Genomic DNA, 15,302 nt, shown 5'->3' with positions numbered 1-15,302 from the left:
TCAGCGCTCCTTCGGGGCGGTTTGGGGTACGGCAGTGATGCGCAGATCGGGTCCGATGCGTACGGTCTCGGTCAGCTCGAGCCGCAACGCTTCGGTGATCGTGGAGATTCCTGCGTCGGCGAGGGCGGCGGGGCCCGCGCCGAGGAGTACGGGGGCGAGATAGCCGACGACCTTGTCGACGGTGCCCGCGGCGACGAAGGCTCCGGCGAGGGTCGGGCCGCCTTCGAGAAGGACGGAGCGGATGCCGCGCTGGTGGAGGGCTTCCAGCAGGGCCGCCACGGACAGGCCCCGCCCGGCGCGAGGCAGCCTCACGACCTCTACGGCGTCGGGCAGTTGGGCCTCGGCGTCCTCGGCGACGGCGATCAGCGTGGGCGCGGCGTCGTCGAGAACACGGGCGCCGGGCCCGACCGCGGTGGCCTCGGTGTCGAGAACCACCCGCAGGGGCTGGTCGGCGCCCTCGATGCCGCGCACCGCGAGATGCGGGTCGTCGGCGCGGGCCGTCCCGGACCCGACGACCACGGCGTCGGCCTCGGCGCGCAGCCGGTGGACGTCGGCGCGCGACTCGGGCGAGGTGATCCAGCGGCTGCTGCGGTCCTTGGCCGCGATGCGGCCGTCGAGTGTGGCCGCGTACTTCCACAGGACGAAGGGGCGGCCGAGGCGTACGGAGGTGAGCCAGGCGATGTTGCCCGCTTCGGCCTCGTCGGCGAGCAGGCCCGACTCGACCCGGACTCCGGCGGCGCGCAGGGTGTCGCCGCCGCCGGTGGCCTGCGGGTTGGGGTCGCCGACCGCGTAGACGACCCGGCTGACCCCGGCCTCGATGAGCGCCTGGGCGCAGGGGCCGGTGCGGCCGGTGTGGTTGCAGGGTTCGAGGGTGACGTACGCGGTGCCGCCGCGGGCCCGATCGCCAGCGTCACTCAGAGCGTTGACCTCGGCGTGCGGGCCGCCGGCGCGCTGGTGGTGACCCGCGCCCGCAGGCTCTCCCGAGGCGTCGAGAATGACGCACCCGACGACCGGGTTGGGGCTGGTGGAGCCGAGTCCGCGGGCGGCGAGCGTGATTGCTCGGCGCATGGCGTCCACGTCGGCTGCGGTGGCCACCGGGTCCTCCTGCCTCTTCGGGCACGGACTCCGGGGCCTGTCGATGACGACAGAGAGCGGAACAACATTTCACGGCGGTCGCCGAGGCCGAGCACACCGATCGCCGTTGGAACGGCGATCAGCCACTACGGCCGGCGTACCGGAAAGGTCGCCCGCCGCGCACTGCCTCCCATCCGGACTTTCACCGTCGGTCCAGGAATTTCACCTGGTCAACCGACCGCTGGATGCGGACGGGTCGCGGACTGTAACCGCCGGTTCGGAATTACACCGACCCCGGAGTGCGCTGCTGCTGATACAGGGCCAGTGTGCCATGCCGGGCATGGGCTGTACGAGTGACCAACTGTGGACTGGCTCACAAGGTTCTGTCCGGTCGGCCGGTTCTGACCTATTGACCACTCTGGTCTAGTCCTTTTAATCTCGGCGGCACCTCCGCTGTCCGTGGAGTGTCGACCGCCCGGCGGCGGAGAACCGGCCCTTGCCGCCGCCGGGTCTTCGGCTTCCCGGCGCCTCTGACAGGCTGATGCCATGGCATCGATCCTGGTGACGGGTGGTACGGGAACGCTGGGCAGGCTGGTGTGCGACCGGCTGCGCGGGCGCGGACACGACGTACGGGCGCTCAGCCGCCATGCGAAGCCGTATGCCGTCGATCTGCGCGAGGGTACGGGCCTGGACGCGGCGGTCGAGGGTGTGGACGCGATCGTGCACTGCGCGACCAGTCCGCGCGGCGGTGACGACAGGGCGGCCGGGCATCTGCTCGCGGCCGCGCGCAGGGCCGTAGTGCCGCATCTCGTGTACATCTCGATCGTCGGCGTGGACCGGCTGCCGCTCGGCTATTACGGCGTCAAGCACAAGGTCGAGCGGATGATCGAGGAGTCGGGCTCGGGCTGGACGGTGCTGCGGACGACCCAGTTCCACGATCTGGTGCACCGCCTGATCGCGGGCGCTGCCCGGCTGCCGGTGCTGGCGCTGCCCTCGGGGGTGAGCGTGCAGCCGATCGACACGGGTGAAGTCGCCGACCGGCTGGCCGAGTTGGCCGTGGGCGCGCCTGCGGGGCGGGTCGCGGACATGGGCGGCCCGGATGTCCGCCCGCTCGCGGATCTGGCGCGCTCGTATCTCCGCGCGACGGGCAAGCGCCGTCCGATCCTGCCGGTGCGGCTGGCCGGGAAGGCGTACGCGGGCTTCCGCGACGGCGAGCATCTGGCGCCCGAACGGGCCGTCGGGAAGGTCACGTTCGAGGAATTCCTGACGCGACGGCTCGGCTGAGGCGCACCTCGCGTGCGGTTCAACCCCGTGGGGTGAAGAGCTCGTCCTGTGCCGCCTCGCGCGCCGTGAGCAGGGCGCCGCTCAGCACCGCCGTACCGCCCAGCTCCCCGGCACGTACCTCCGTACGCAGCGGGGAGAGCCCGGCCAGCCGGGACTCGACCCGCGCCGCCAGCTCCGTGCCGCCGGCGTGGCCGACCTCGCCGCCGAGGACGACGCAGCCCGGGTCGAGTACGGCGGCGACCGCGGCCACGCCGAGGGACAGCCGGTGGGCGAGGGCGTCGAGGAAGTCGCCCCGCCCGGCCGCCACTGCCGACTGCACCAGCGCCGCGGCCGGGGGCTCCCCGCCACGGTCGGCCTCGATGCCGTGCTCGGCGGCGAGCTGGCAGATCGCGGCGGATCCGGCCAGTGAATGGAAGCCGCCTCCGCAGTCGACCGCGGTGGGCGTGCCCGCAGTGCCGGGCACCGGCAGGAAGCCGATCTCCCCCGCGCCTCCCGAGGCACCCTTGCGGAGCCTGCCGTCGAGGAAGAGGGCCGCCCCGACGCCGTGTCCGAGCCACAGAAGGACAAAGGTGTCGCGGTCGCGTGCCGCGCCGAGGCGCTGTTCCGCGACAGCCGCCAGATTGGTCTCGTTCTCGACGAGCACCCTGGCAGGCAGCCTCTCCTGGAGGGCGGCGACCAGACGGCGGTGCCAGGCGGGCAGGCCGGAGGTGTCGCGCAGTTCGCCGGTGACCGGGTCGATCAGGCCGGGCGCACCGATGCCGACGCTGTGCAGCCGGGGCGCGCCCGCATCGCGTGCGGTCCGTTCCAGCAGCGCGACCGCCTGCTCGACCGCAGGCTCGGTGCCGGTGTCGCTGCCGATCGGGAGGGAGGCCTCGGCCAGGGTGACGCCGAGCAGATCCGCGACAACGACGGTCACGCTCTGGGTCCGTACGTCGAGAGCGGCCAGGTGCGCGCGGTCGGCGACGATCCCGTACACCCTGGCATTGGGGCCACGGCGCTCCGTGCCCGCCTCGCCGACGACCTGGATCAGGCCGGAGCCCTGCAGGCGCTCCACCAGGTCGGCGACGGTGGGCCTGGAGAGTCCGGTCCTGGTCTTCAGCTGCCCTGCCGTCAACGGCCCTTCCTGCTGCAGCAGTTGCAGGGCGTGCCGGTCATTGATGGCACGGGCGGTGCTCGGTGATGCGGGCATGCCGGAATCCTTCCAGATCCCCGCCTCACTATTTATCAGGCAGGGTTCCTGATAGTTTACGCGGCACGACGACGGGGAGGGGCAGGGCATGGCGAACGAAGTGGTCTTCGATCAGCAGAGATTGAGGCGGGCGCGGTATGCCATCGCCGCCGTCTTCTGCGTGCACGGCGCGGTCACCGGCAGTTTCGCCACCCGGATCCCCTGGATCCAGGACCACGCGTCGGTCGGCGCCGGGCAGCTCGGTCTCGCGCTCGCCTTCCCCGCGCTCGGCGCGTCCGTGGCCATGCCGCTGGCCGGAGCGGTCAGCCACCGCTTCGGCGCACGCAACGCCCTGCGGGGGCTGATCGTCCTGTGGACCCTCTCGCTGACCCTGCCGTCCTTCGCCCCGAATCTGCTCGCGCTGTGCGCGGCACTCTTCGTGTTCGGGGCTGCTGCTGGGATGTCCGACGTGGCGATGAACGCCCTCGGCGTCGAGACCGAGAACCGGCTCGACCGGTCGATCATGTCCGGGCTGCACGGCATGTGGAGCGCGGGCGCGCTGATCGGCTCGGCAGGCGGCACGCTCGCTGCGCATCTGGGCAGCGACGCCCGGCTGCACCACGCGCTCGCCGCCCTGACGCTCACCGTGCTCGGGCTCGCCGCCTGTCAGGGCGTGCTCGACCTGCGCAGCGCGCCCGACGAGGCACCGCCGCCGCGGTTCGCGCTGCCGCCCAGGTCGGCGCTGGTCATCGGCGCGATCGGGTTCTGCGCGGTGTTCGCGGAGGGCGCGAGCCTGGACTGGTCGGCGGTGTATCTGCGGGACGAGATGGACACATCGGCCGGTCTCGCCGCCGCGTCCACCACCGCGTTCGCGCTGACCATGGCGGTGGCGCGGCTGGCCGGCGACCGGATCGTGGACCGCTTCGGGCCGGTGCGCACCGTGCGGGTGGGAGGCGTGCTGGCGACGGCGGGCGGGCTGCTGGTGGTCGTCGCGCCGCATCCGGCCGTGGCGATGACCGGCTTCGCGTTCATCGGGCTCGGGGTCGCCGTCGTCGTACCGCTGGCCTTCGCGGCGGCGGGGCGCAGCGGGCCGAACCCGAGCCAGGCGATCGCGGGCGTCGCCACGATCACGTACACCTCGGGGCTGATCGCGCCCTCGGCGATCGGGGCGGTGGCCGACGCGACGAGCCTGGTGGTCTCCTTCGGCCTGGTGACGCTGCTTGCCTTCGGGCTGGTCGCGGGCGCGGGGGTACTGCGTTCGGCGGGGCGGGACAGCGTGAAGTCCGGCGTCGCGGACGCGGTTGTCGAGCGGCTGCCCTGACGCGAGGGCGTGTTTTGGAGGGCGTGTTGAGAAGTCCCTCCCCCAGAGCTTCGCCTGGGAGGTACCCCCACCCCGCGGGCGGACGGCGCTACTTCCAGAACACGCCCTGGGCCGAAGCGCTCAGCCCGCGATCGAGTCCAGTTGTTCCGCCGCGGGCCGCAGCGCCCACAGGTCACCGCCCGGCGGTGTCTGAAGCCTCGGCACCGCCGCCCTCGCCCTGGCGTCACCCGCGTCCGCCGCCGCGTGCACCACGTCGCTCGCCGCGTACCGGTAGAACTCGAGCTCGGGATGCGACCAGGCCGTCGCCCCCGTCGCCGCGGGCAGCAGATAGTCGACCGCCTTGAACAGGCCCTGTCCCTGCGGGCCCCGGTACGCCCACAGGTCCACGCCCACCTGCCTGCCGATGTCGGCGAGCCGGGTGTACGCGACGAGGTCGAAGGTCGAGTAGTGCCAGCTGCGGGTCCGCGCGAGCTCCTGCGGCTGACTGCCGTCGGCGGCTATCTGCGGGTCGATCCGCTTGCCGCGCGCGTCGAGGACGACCTTGCGTGCGAGGTCCCTGTCGCCGGTGGCCAGCGCCAGGGCGGCCACCTGCATGTCGTGGAACGTGCCGTGGTTGTTCTTGGCCGCCGACTCGTCCTTGCCGAAGCGCGAGTTCACCAGCCAGTCCAGGAAAGACGTGTTCCAGGCCCGCATGGCGGTCCGGTCGCTCTTCGACCAGCCGGGCGCCCCGCTCTGAAGGATCGCGACGGCGTCCAGGACGCTGGTGTACTGCTGCGAGAAGTCGATGATGCCGATCGCCCGGCCGTCGTACTTGCAGGGGATGAACTGCCCGTGGTTCAGATGGGGGTTCATCCGGGTCGCCGGGTCCAGGAACCAGGTGCGCAGGATCCTCGACGCGTGCTCGGCGTACTGCTTCCTGCCCGTGTAGTACCAGGCGAGGCTCAGCGTGGTGACCGAGTTCACGACCTTGCCGATGTCGGGGCGGTCGGTGCCGGTGTCGACCTCGGGATTGCGTTCGCCGTCGCGCTGGACGTACGGGCAACCCCAGGGATTCTCGGGCGTCTTGGGCTGCGAGGGCCACCAGTAGGGCGCCTGGCTCAGATAGTCGTGGACGTCGCCGCTCGGTGCGGGCTTGGGTTTGTCGACGACGGTCCATGGCCCCTGTCCGAGCCAGCCGTCGGCGCGTACGACAAGAGCCTGGGCCGCCTTGCGCAGTGCCGGATCGCCGTGGTCGAGCCGCGACTTGGCCTCTGTGAGCCGCTTGCCGTCGATCACCACTGTCTTCGGCACCGGACGCGAGCCGGACGTGGCCGCGGCCTGGGACGACGCGATCGGTACGAGCACGGTGACACAGGCGGCGACGGCGGTGAGCACAACTCCCCGGCGCCGTCGGGGTCTTCCGGTCATCGAATGCTCCCATCAGGTATGTGATCGCAATTCATGGACGAGACCGTGAGAGCGTAGAGCCACCAGGTACGGGTGACAATGCCGTGTGCACGATTCACGGATGGGACTGCCGCCCGGGAAGCCTCCGTGAACCCCGGCGAACGACGCCGATCCGCGCGTCCTCCGTTCTGGGGAAGCCCCGGCCCGTCACCGCGCCATTTCGCCTCCGGCTGGGACGCTGCCTGCATGGCGCAGATGGAACATGTCGCGGCCCGGGCCGACCGTCGCCCCTCTCCGGTCGACTCAGTGGTGGAACGGATGCACGCGCTGCGCGACGACTGGCCCGCCACGGACGGGGTCGCCGTCTTCAACCGGGTCTATCTGGCCGTCACGCAGGAGATCGACCGGCACATCGACGGCGGCGGCTTCCCGGACCGCCGGGCCGCGGCCACGCTGGACGTGCTCTTCGCCCGCCGCTATCTGGCCGCCGTGGACGCGGCGGCGGAGGGACGCCGCCCGCCGGCCTGCTGGCGGCCGCTCTTCCAGTACCGGCGCCATCCCGGCGTACGGCCACTGCAGTTCGCGCTCGCAGGCATCAACGCGCACATCGGGCACGATCTGGCACTCGCCGTGGTCGACGCCTGCCGGGCGCTCGACTGCGAACCGGCCGATCTCGAGGCCGAGTTCGACCGCGTCGGCGACATCCTCACGCTCCTGGAGGAGCGCATCCGCGAGGATCTGATGCCGGGCCCCGATCTGCTGGAGATCGCCGATCCGCTCACCCACCTGGTCGGCTCATGGAGCCTCGACCGGGCTCGCGAGGGCGCCTGGTCGGCGGCGCGACTGTTGTGGGGAGTACGAGAACTCCCGGGCCTGGCCGAGGAGTTCACCGAACGACTCGACACGGGCGTCGGTCTCGTCGGGCGCTGTCTGCTCACGCCCTGGCGCTGACCGGGCGTCCGGGCGGCGGGCGCCTCGGCAGTTGAACACCGTCCGGGGCCGGCCGGATCGCGGCCGGCCCCGGACGGTCGTCTCAGTCCTCCGGCAGTTCGACCGGAGCGATCTCGTCGTACAGGTCGCCGGGGCCCGGGTTGCTCGGGTCGGTCTCCCCGCCGAGCTGGTGCATCACGCCCCACACCGCGTTCAGCGCGGTCTGCACGGCGCCCTCGGCCCAGCCCGCCGTCCAGGAGATGTCGTCGCCCGCCAGGAAGATGCCGCGCTTGTCCTCGGGCAGCCCGTCCTGCATGAAGTGCGTGAACAGACGGCGCTGGTAGCGGTAGTGGCCCGGCAGGTTCGCCTTGAACGCGCCCATGAAGTACGGCTCGTTCTCCCAGGACACGGTGACCGGGTTGCCGATGATGTGGCTGCGGATGTCGACGTTCGGATAGATCTCGCCCAGCGACTTGAGCATGACCTCCATCCGCTCGTTCGCGGGCAGCGGCAGCCACTTGAGGCTGTCGTCGCACCAGGTGTACGAGAGGCAGATGACGGCCGGCTTGTCGGGCCCGTTGTCGAGCAGGTACGTGCCGCGGGTCATCCGGTCGGTGAGCGTCATCGACATGACGTCACGGCCAGTCGCGTTGCCCTGGCCGTCGACGGCCTTGTCCAGCCAGAACGGCCGGTCGACCGGGACGAACAGCTTGGACGACTCCATGTAGTGGGTGCGCTCCATCGCCGTCCAGTGGTCGATGGGGAAGAGCGAGTCGTCACAGGCGATCTTGGAGAGCAGCATCCAGGACTGCGCGGTGAAGATGGCCGCCCTGTACGTACGGATGTCGCCGGAGGCGTCGGTGACGGTGATCCGGTTGCCAGCGGTGCGGTGCATCCGGGTCACGGCCGGCTTCGGGTCGCCTTCGTGCAGGGAGGACAGCGAGGTACCGGGCGCCCAGTAGGTGATCTTGGCGGGCTCGCGGTCCCAGAGCCGCAGCGGCAGCTGCTGGCTGCCCTCGACGATGCCGCGGTGGTGGTCGTCGGCCTCGGAGTAGACGACGCGCAGGATCTCCAGGATGGAGTTGGGGAAGTCGGTGTCCCAGCCGCCGGTGCCGAAGCCGACCTGGCCGAAGATCTCGCGGTGCCGGAAGGACTTGAAGGCCTCGGACTCGCAGAGGAATCCGTAGAAGGTCTGGTTGTCGAGCTTCTCGACCAGCTTCGCCCAGATCTCGCGGATGCGCGGCACATCGCGCTCGCGCATGGCGCGGTTCATGTCGGAGAAGTCGGCGCCCTCCTCCAGACAGGCGTTCCAGGCGTCCATCACATCGCGATAGACCTGCGGCAGGTCGTCGATGGTCTCCGCGTAGTGCGACTCGCCCTTGAGGTCGACGACGGTCGACGGGGTGCTGGGGGCGAGGGGGTTGGGGAAGGGCTGCGTGGTCAGACCGACCAGGTCGATGTAGTGCTGCAGCGCGGTGGAGGAGGGCGGGAAGCGCATCGCGCCCATCTCGGCGGACAGCTCATCCGTGCCGGTGCCCTCGAAGCCGACGGTGCGCAGCCGGCCGCCGATCTGGTCCGCCTCGTAGACGACCGGCTTGAGGCCCATCTTCATCAGCTCGTACGCGGCGACGATGCCGGAGAGCCCGCCGCCGATGACGGCGACCTCGGTGCCGTGCTCGGTCGCGGGTATCTGGCCCAGGCCCGCCGGGTGGGCGAGGAAATCGTCGTACGCATAAGGAAAGTCCGGACCGAACATGGTGATGGGCGGCTGCTCGTCGGTGTGCTGGACAGCAGTGGTGGGCACCGTGGACGTCATGGGGTACGGACTCCTTGCGGGGAAAGCGTGTGCGGCGAGCGGGGAGAGGTTCAGATCAGGGAGCCGTAGAGGCCCGGGCGGCGGTCGCGCAGATAGGGATTGGCCTCACGGGAGGCGCTCAGCAGGGCCGGATCGACCTCGCCGACGACCAGTTCCTCGCCCCGCCCGGCGCGGACGCGGGTCGTGCCGTCGGGGCTCGCCAGGCAGCTGAGTCCGACGAACTCGAACTCCCCTTCCGGGCCTGTCCTGTTGACGTACGCGATGTACATCTGGCTCTCGAAGGCCCGCACCGGGACGACCGACTCGGCCACGAACTGGAAGGGGTGCATCTGGGCCGTGGGCACCAGCAGGAGATCGGTGCCGGCGAGCGCGTGCGCCCGGACGTTCTCCGGGAACTCCACGTCGTAGCAGATCAGCAGGCCGATCCGGATCCCGCCGAGCTCGGCCTGGACAACCGGCTGCTCGCCCGGGGTGAACCACTGCTGCTCGAAGCAGCCGAAGAGATGGGTCTTGCGGTAGTTCGCGAGGCTCTCGCCGTCGGGGCCGATCAGCTGCGCGGAGTTGAAGATCCTCTCGCCGTCCCGCTCGGGATAGCCGTACATCACGGCGATGCCGTGGCGGCGGGCGATCTCAGCGGCGGACCGGGCGGCGGGGCCGTCGGCGGGCTCGGCCAGCACGGGCACCTGGTCGCCGATCGCGTACCCCGTCAGGAACATCTCGGGGCCGATCAGCAGTCCGGCACCGGCCGCCGCTGCGCGGGCCGCGGCCTCGTCGAGCACCTTGAGGTTCTCGGCGACCGAGCCCGGGCGGCCGGAGCTCTGGAGCAGGGCGGTGCGCAGCGGGGGCATCGGCAACCTCTGGGCGATGTATGCGGGGTGAAGAAGACGTTAAAAACGGTACGGTCCGGACTCCCGCCGGGACAACCCGCGACCGTTGCGTGTCGATGGTCGATCCATTGCGCTGTGCCCGCCCGGAGCGGTGATTCGTTGCGTGCCGCCGAATCAGAGCGGCATCACAGGTCGGAGCGGAGTCGCAGAAACAGTCCGGGATCCGCCCGATCAGGCGGGAGCGCCCGAGGAGAAGCGCCGCAGCAGCGGGGAGAGCACCAGCACCGATTTGGTGCGCACCACGAACGGCTCGCCCGCGATCCGCTCCAGCACCCGCTCGAAGTGGCGCATGTCGGAGGCGAAGACCTGGACGATCGCGTCCGCCTCACCAGTGATGGTGGAGGCGGACACGACCTCTGGGTAGCGCTCCATGCCGCGGCGGATGGCGTCGGGCGAGGTGTTGTGGCGACAGTAGATCTCGACGAAGCCCTCGGTCTCCCAGCCGAGCGCCGCCGGGTCCACGCGGACGGTGAACCCGGTGATGGCGCCTTCGGCGCGCAGCCTGTCGACCCGCCGCTTGACGGCGGGCGCGGAGAGGCCGACCTCGGAGCCGATGTCCGCGTAGGAGCGTCGGGCGTCCTCGGCGAGGGCGTGGACGATGCGTTCGTCGAGTTCGTTCAGTCGCACTGCGGGTGGATCACTTCTCTGCCGTGGCCAGTCGGGAGCGGCGTATGCCGTATCCGAAGTAGAACACGAGGCCGACGATCATCCAGCCACCGAAGACCGTCCAGGTGGTGCCGGGCATCGTGTACATCAGGTAGGCGCAGAAGGCGAAGCCGAGGATCGGGGTGAGGGGGAAGAGCATCACCGTGAAGGTGCGGTTCATGTCGGGGCGCTTGTAGCGCAGGATCACCACGGCGACGTTGACCAGCGCGAAGGCGAAGAGCGTGCCGATGCTGGTGGCGTTGGCCAGTTCGCCGAGCGGGATGAAGGCCGCGAGGGCACCGCAGAAGAGCGAGACGATGACGGTGTTGGCGCGCGGGGCACCGGTGCGCGGGTTCACCTTGGCGAACAGCTTGGGAACCAGGCCGTCGCGGGACATGGCGAACAGGATGCGGGTCTGGCCGTACAGCACGGCGAAGACCACCGACGCGATGGCGACGACCGCGCCCGCGGCGAGCACGACGCCCCAGATGCTCTGGCCGGTGACGTCCTTCATGATCTGGGCCAGGGCCGCCTCGGTGCCCTCGAAGTCCTGCCACGGCATGGCGCCGACGGCGACGAGCGCGACCAGGCAGTACAGCACGGTGACGATCAGCAGCGACAGCATGATCGCGCGCGGCAGGTCCCGCTTGGGGTTCTTGGCCTCTTCACCTGCGGTGGAGGCCGCGTCGAAGCCGATGTACGAGAAGAAGAGGCTGGCCGCGGCGGCGCTGATCCCGGAGACGCCGAGCGGGGCGAGCGGGGTGTAGTTGCCGGCCTTGATGCCCATGAAGCCGATGCCGATGAAGAGCAGCAGCGTCACGATCTTCACGCCGACCATGATCGTGTTGATCCGGGCGCTCTCCTTGGCGCCGCCCATCAGGAAGACCATGGCGAGCAGTACGACCACCAGCGCCGGCAGGTTGATCAGGCCGCCCTCGCCCAGCGGTGCGGAGACCGCGTCGGGGATGGTGACACCGATGGTGCCGTCGAGCAGCTCGTTGAGGTATTCGCCCCAGCCGACGGCCACGGCGGCGACCGAGACGCCGTACTCCAGGATCAGACACCAGCCGCAGATCCAGGCGACGATCTCGCCCATGGTGGCGTACGAGTACGAGTACGAGGAGCCGGAGACGGGGATGGATCCGGCCAGCTCGGCGTAGGAGAGCGCCGAGAACAACGCGGTCAGGCCTGCGACGACGAACGAGATCGCGACCGCAGGGCCGGCCAGCGGGGTGGCCTCGCCGAGCACGACGAAGATGCCGGTGCCGAGCGTCGCACCGATGCTGATCATGGTCAGCTGCCACATGGTGAGCGAGCGGCGCAGTGCGCCGCCCTCGCCCTGGCCGCCCTCGGCGACCAGTTGCTCGACGGGCTTACGCCGCATCAGCCGGGCGCCGAGGCCCGGGCTTTGGGCGGTGGACGGCTGCTTGGCGGGTGGGGCTGCGCCGGCATCAAGCACTGCGGGGCTCCTTCATGGCTGCGGGTCGGCGGCGGGTGACCGGCGGCTCGCGGGCATGGCGAAGAAGCCCGCGCATGAGGGGAGGGAACCGCCGAGCAGACGGTCACCGCCACTCCTGGTACGGAGAGTGAGCCTACGAGCCGCACGCTCGTGCCCGTAATGCAGGGTTGTTGCGCATCCGCGAACGATCATTGCGCGATGACGGGCGCCACGGGGAAACATTGCGCTCCGGTGAACGAAAGCCTCACAGCTCCCGAAGACGGTCGACGATTTCGCGCAGCAGCTCGGGGTCGTCGAGACCCTCGTGAGTGACCGGTGCGGAGACCCTGACGAGTCCGGCTTCGACCAGATCGGCGAGCAGGACACGTACGACGGTCAGCGGCAGATCCGCGTCGGCGGCGATCTCGGCGACGGGGCGCGGCTCGCGGCGTACCAGGTCGAGCAGCGAGCTGCGGGCATGGTCGAGCGGCGGCTCGGACCCGTCGAGGTCGAGGGCCGTGACCTGGGACATCAGATCGATGCCGTGCTCGGAGGCGGGACGGGTCCGGCCCTGGGTGACGGTGTACGGCCGCACCAGGGGACCGGTCTCGTCCTCGTACCAGTGGTCGCTCACGGGTCAGGCGTCGGTGGCCTCGGCGGCCGAGCGCGTGGGGACGGCCATGTGTCGGCCCACCCGCCTGACCAGCAGTGCCATCTCATGGGCGAGCTGCCCGACGTCGGTCTCGATGTCGGAGAGCACCGCGAGCCTGCTGCCGTCGCCGGCCGGGGTGATGAAGAGGAAGGCGTTGTCGAGCATGACCATCGTCTGGCGGACGCTCCCCGCCTCGAAGCGGTCGCCCGCTTCCTTGGCGAGGCTGTGGAAGCCCGCGCACACGGCGGACAGATGCTCGATGTCCCGCCTGACCATGCCGCGGGACGCGCTGCTGACCAGACCGTCGGCCGTCAGCAGCACCGCCTGGCGGACGTGGTCGGTCCTGGCCAGCAGATCGTCCAGCAGCCAGCCGAGGCCCGACTGATCGCCGGTGCTTGTCTCAGCCATCGTCGTCCGTCCCTTCATCTGTCGTGCGGGGGCGCCGTGCGGCGCTCGGCGACGCGGGGCCGACGCTATCGCCCTTGCGGCCACGGTCGAGGCCGGCCTGGAAAGCTCCGAAGATCGAGCGCATCTCGTCCGGGGACACCTCACGTTCGGGTCCGTCGGCAGATGCCGGCGGCGTCTCGCGCAGCGGGGCGGCGAGCGAGGCCTGGCGGACCCGGGTGGGCAGCCCGCCCAGCGGCGGACCTGGGGTGGCCGGTGGCGCGGGCTCGGGTTCCTCCGGGGCACGGTCGTGCACCGCGGGCACGGCCTCCAGCGTTCTGGGAGCGGGCACGGCCCGCACGGGCCGGGGCCTGTCCCGGGGCTCGGTGGCGGCAGGCTCGTCGACGGGAGCGAGGATCGCGTGCGGCAGCAGCACCACGGCGGTGGTGCCGCCGTACGGCGACCTGGTGAGGGTCACCCCGATCCCGTGCCGCTCGGCGAGCCGCCCGACGACGTACAGGCCGAGGCGCTCGTCCTGCGCCGGGTCGAAGTCGCCGGGATGCGCCAGTGTCCGGTGCGCCTGCTCCAGTTCAGCGGCGTCCATGCCGAGCCCGCGGTCGTCGATCTCCAGCACGAAGCCGTTGCGCGCGTCCGAGGTCCGCATGGTGACCTGGGTGTGCGGCGGGGAGAAGGCGGCGGCGTTCTCGACGAGCTCGGCGAGCAGGTGCACCACGTCGGCCACGGCCTCCGCGCTGATGCCGACGGCGGGCATCGGCGGCACCACGACCCGGGTGTAGTCCTCGATCTCACCGGCCGCCGCGGACACGATGTCAGCCACCGGCACCGGCCGGCGCCAGCGGCGTCCCGGCGTCGCGCCGGAGAGGATGATGAGCCCCTCCGCATGACGTCGCATCCGGGTCGTCAGATGGTCGATCCGGAACAGGTCCTCCAGCGTGTCCGGGTCGCTGGTGCGCCGCTCCAGCGTGTCGACGAGCTTCGACTGACGGTGGACCAGCGCCTGGTTGCGGCGGGCGATGTTGAGCAGAACGGCGAAGATTCCGCGGCGCAGCGTCGCCTGCTTGACGGCGGCCTCGACCGCCGCCAGACGTGCGGCGTTGAGCGCCTGCCCGACCTGGCCGATCTCGTCCGGGCCCCGGTGGTCGTCGCCGAAGTCCAGTGGCGGGGCGGCCGCTGCCGCGTCCACCTCCTCGCCCGCGCCGAGCCGCTCCATCACGTCGGGCAGCTGACGGGTGGCCAGCACATCGGCGGCGTCGCGCAGCTCCTCCAGACGGCGCGAGATGCGCCGCCCGCTGACCATCGAGAACCGGATCGACAGACCGACGGCGACCAGCCCCAGCACGCCGACGACGGCCGCCTTGACCATCTCGCGGTAGGCGAAGGCCCGCCCGCGGTCGGCGGTGTTGAGCGCCGAGTCGGTGCACAGCAGCATGTACCGCTTGACCGCGCGATCCGTCGTGGTCCGCCACGACTCGGCGGCCATGGCCTTGCCCGCGCCGGAAGCACCCGCGCGCAGCAGGGCGTCCTCGCCCGCGGTCAGCGCCCGGTACTCCTCGCCCTTCTCGAAGTCGGCGAACAACTGCCGGGAGTCGTCGGGGAGATCGGCGACGTACGTACGGTGGAAGACCCGCCGGTCCTCGATGGTCGCGGTGAGCGTGTCGTACTGCTGGTCGGTGAGGCTGCCCGAGGCGCGCGCCCCGGCCACGAGCGCGTCCTCACGGGAGACGAACTCCCGTACCCGCACCAGCTCGATGACCACCTGGCCCTCACGGGCCATCTGACCGGCCTGCAGGGCGGTCAGCGTGGACTGCACGTCGAAGGTCGGCTCGACCATGGCGGTGTACGCGTCGACGGCGCCGTCCCAGGAGATCGTCCGCGCCATCACCTTCTCCCGCAGGTCTTCGAGACCGTCGACGGAGCGTGCCATCGCGTCGAGGGACTGCCGCTGACGGTCGGACAGATCCGAGCGCCGGTCCCGGTCGCCGATGGCTTCGCGCATGGCGCGCACGGCCCGGTCGGTCGAGCGCTGCTGCTGGGTCAGAGCGGCGACGGCTGCGGAACTGTCCTTGCGCCCTGCTCCCAGATAGTCGGCGGAGATCCGGCGTTCGATCTGGATCTGGCCGATGGCGGTGTCGACGGGCGTGCCGAAACTCTCGTACACACCCTGTACGCGGATCAGGGCCCGCAGGTCTCCCGTCACCGACACCATGGCGAAGGTCCACAGCGCCATGAGTGCGATGACGGGTATGACCGTCAGAGTCACGATCCGTCCACGGATCGTGGGGCGGCGCAATCGCCG

General features: G+C 71.0%; 13 protein-coding genes and 1 riboswitch. Of the genes, 3 read left to right on the top strand and 10 right to left on the bottom strand.

The genetic code is table 11. The features are described 5' to 3' along the window. Entirely contained in the window at nt 1-1,095 is a 1,095-nt protein-coding gene (gene ribD, locus OG905_RS33750; protein ID WP_328680254.1) for a bifunctional diaminohydroxyphosphoribosylaminopyrimidine deaminase/5-amino-6-(5-phosphoribosylamino)uracil reductase RibD, read from the bottom strand. A 155-nt stretch (nt 1,096-1,250) separates the two neighbouring features. Beyond that, a riboswitch (FMN riboswitch) is annotated at nt 1,251-1,381 on the bottom strand. Nucleotides 1,382-1,620: 239 nt separating this feature from the next. Here ribD and OG905_RS33745 point away from each other — a divergent pair. After that, nucleotides 1,621-2,358 carry an SDR family oxidoreductase gene (locus OG905_RS33745; RefSeq protein WP_328680253.1) on the top strand — a complete coding sequence of 246 codons (738 nt, stop codon included), beginning with the start codon at nt 1,621-1,623 and terminating at the stop codon, nt 2,356-2,358. Between the two features lie 19 nt (nt 2,359-2,377). Here OG905_RS33745 and OG905_RS33740 read toward each other — a convergent pair whose 3' ends face one another. Continuing rightward, nucleotides 2,378-3,547, bottom strand: coding sequence for an ROK family transcriptional regulator (locus tag OG905_RS33740; protein WP_328680252.1), 1,170 nt, complete (start codon nt 3,545-3,547; stop codon nt 2,378-2,380). A gap of 88 nt (nt 3,548-3,635) precedes the next feature. On the opposite strand from OG905_RS33740, the gene OG905_RS33735 reads away from it, so the two are divergent. Then, the gene (locus OG905_RS33735) at nt 3,636-4,847 is read left to right on the top strand and encodes an MFS transporter (RefSeq protein WP_328680251.1); all 1,212 of its coding nucleotides are present in this window, start codon (nt 3,636-3,638) and stop codon (nt 4,845-4,847) included. Nucleotides 4,848-4,967: 120 nt separating this feature from the next. Here OG905_RS33735 and OG905_RS33730 read toward each other — a convergent pair whose 3' ends face one another. After that, on the bottom strand, nt 4,968-6,254 hold the full coding sequence (locus OG905_RS33730; RefSeq protein WP_328680250.1) for an alginate lyase family protein: 1,287 nt from the start codon (nt 6,252-6,254) through the stop codon (nt 4,968-4,970). Between the two features lie 225 nt (nt 6,255-6,479). Here OG905_RS33730 and OG905_RS33725 point away from each other — a divergent pair, with 225 nt between their 5' ends. Next, the gene (locus OG905_RS33725; protein WP_328680249.1) at nt 6,480-7,184 is read left to right on the top strand and encodes a DUF5995 family protein; all 705 of its coding nucleotides are present in this window, start codon (nt 6,480-6,482) and stop codon (nt 7,182-7,184) included. Between the two features lie 82 nt (nt 7,185-7,266). On the opposite strand, the gene OG905_RS33720 is transcribed toward OG905_RS33725, so the two are convergent. The 7 genes from OG905_RS33720 to OG905_RS33690 all read right to left on the bottom strand — a co-directional run bounded on the left by OG905_RS33720 (nt 7,267) and on the right by OG905_RS33690 (nt 15,266). Further along, nucleotides 7,267-8,979: a flavin monoamine oxidase family protein gene (locus tag OG905_RS33720; RefSeq protein WP_328680248.1), complete on the bottom strand. Its 1,713-nt coding sequence runs from the start codon at nt 8,977-8,979 to the stop codon at nt 7,267-7,269. Between the two features lie 50 nt (nt 8,980-9,029). Further along, nucleotides 9,030-9,827: a carbon-nitrogen hydrolase family protein gene (locus OG905_RS33715; RefSeq protein ID WP_328680247.1), complete on the bottom strand. Its 798-nt coding sequence runs from the start codon at nt 9,825-9,827 to the stop codon at nt 9,030-9,032. Nucleotides 9,828-10,037: 210 nt separating this feature from the next. Beyond that, nucleotides 10,038-10,493: an Lrp/AsnC family transcriptional regulator gene (locus tag OG905_RS33710; RefSeq protein WP_324985777.1), complete on the bottom strand. Its 456-nt coding sequence runs from the start codon at nt 10,491-10,493 to the stop codon at nt 10,038-10,040. Between the two features lie 10 nt (nt 10,494-10,503). Continuing rightward, nucleotides 10,504-11,970: an amino acid permease gene (locus OG905_RS33705; protein WP_328680246.1), complete on the bottom strand. Its 1,467-nt coding sequence runs from the start codon at nt 11,968-11,970 to the stop codon at nt 10,504-10,506. Between the two features lie 244 nt (nt 11,971-12,214). After that, nucleotides 12,215-12,583 carry a DUF742 domain-containing protein gene (locus OG905_RS33700; RefSeq protein WP_328680245.1) on the bottom strand — a complete coding sequence of 123 codons (369 nt, stop codon included), beginning with the start codon at nt 12,581-12,583 and terminating at the stop codon, nt 12,215-12,217. A 3-nt stretch (nt 12,584-12,586) separates the two neighbouring features. After that, nucleotides 12,587-13,009: a roadblock/LC7 domain-containing protein gene (locus OG905_RS33695; protein WP_328680244.1), complete on the bottom strand. Its 423-nt coding sequence runs from the start codon at nt 13,007-13,009 to the stop codon at nt 12,587-12,589. Then, complete coding sequence (locus tag OG905_RS33690) at nt 13,002-15,266, bottom strand: sensor histidine kinase (RefSeq protein WP_328680243.1); 2,265 nt, start codon at nt 15,264-15,266, stop codon at nt 13,002-13,004. Before OG905_RS33690 ends, OG905_RS33695 begins: the two co-directional genes overlap by 8 nt. Nucleotides 15,267-15,302: the final 36 nt, after the last annotated feature.

The organism is Streptomyces sp. NBC_00322, assembly GCF_036147535.1.
Taxonomy (GTDB): domain Bacteria; phylum Actinomycetota; class Actinomycetes; order Streptomycetales; family Streptomycetaceae; genus Streptomyces.
The sequence above is the reverse complement of the archived record's forward strand: the minus strand, read 5'-3'. Positions and strand labels throughout refer to the sequence as shown.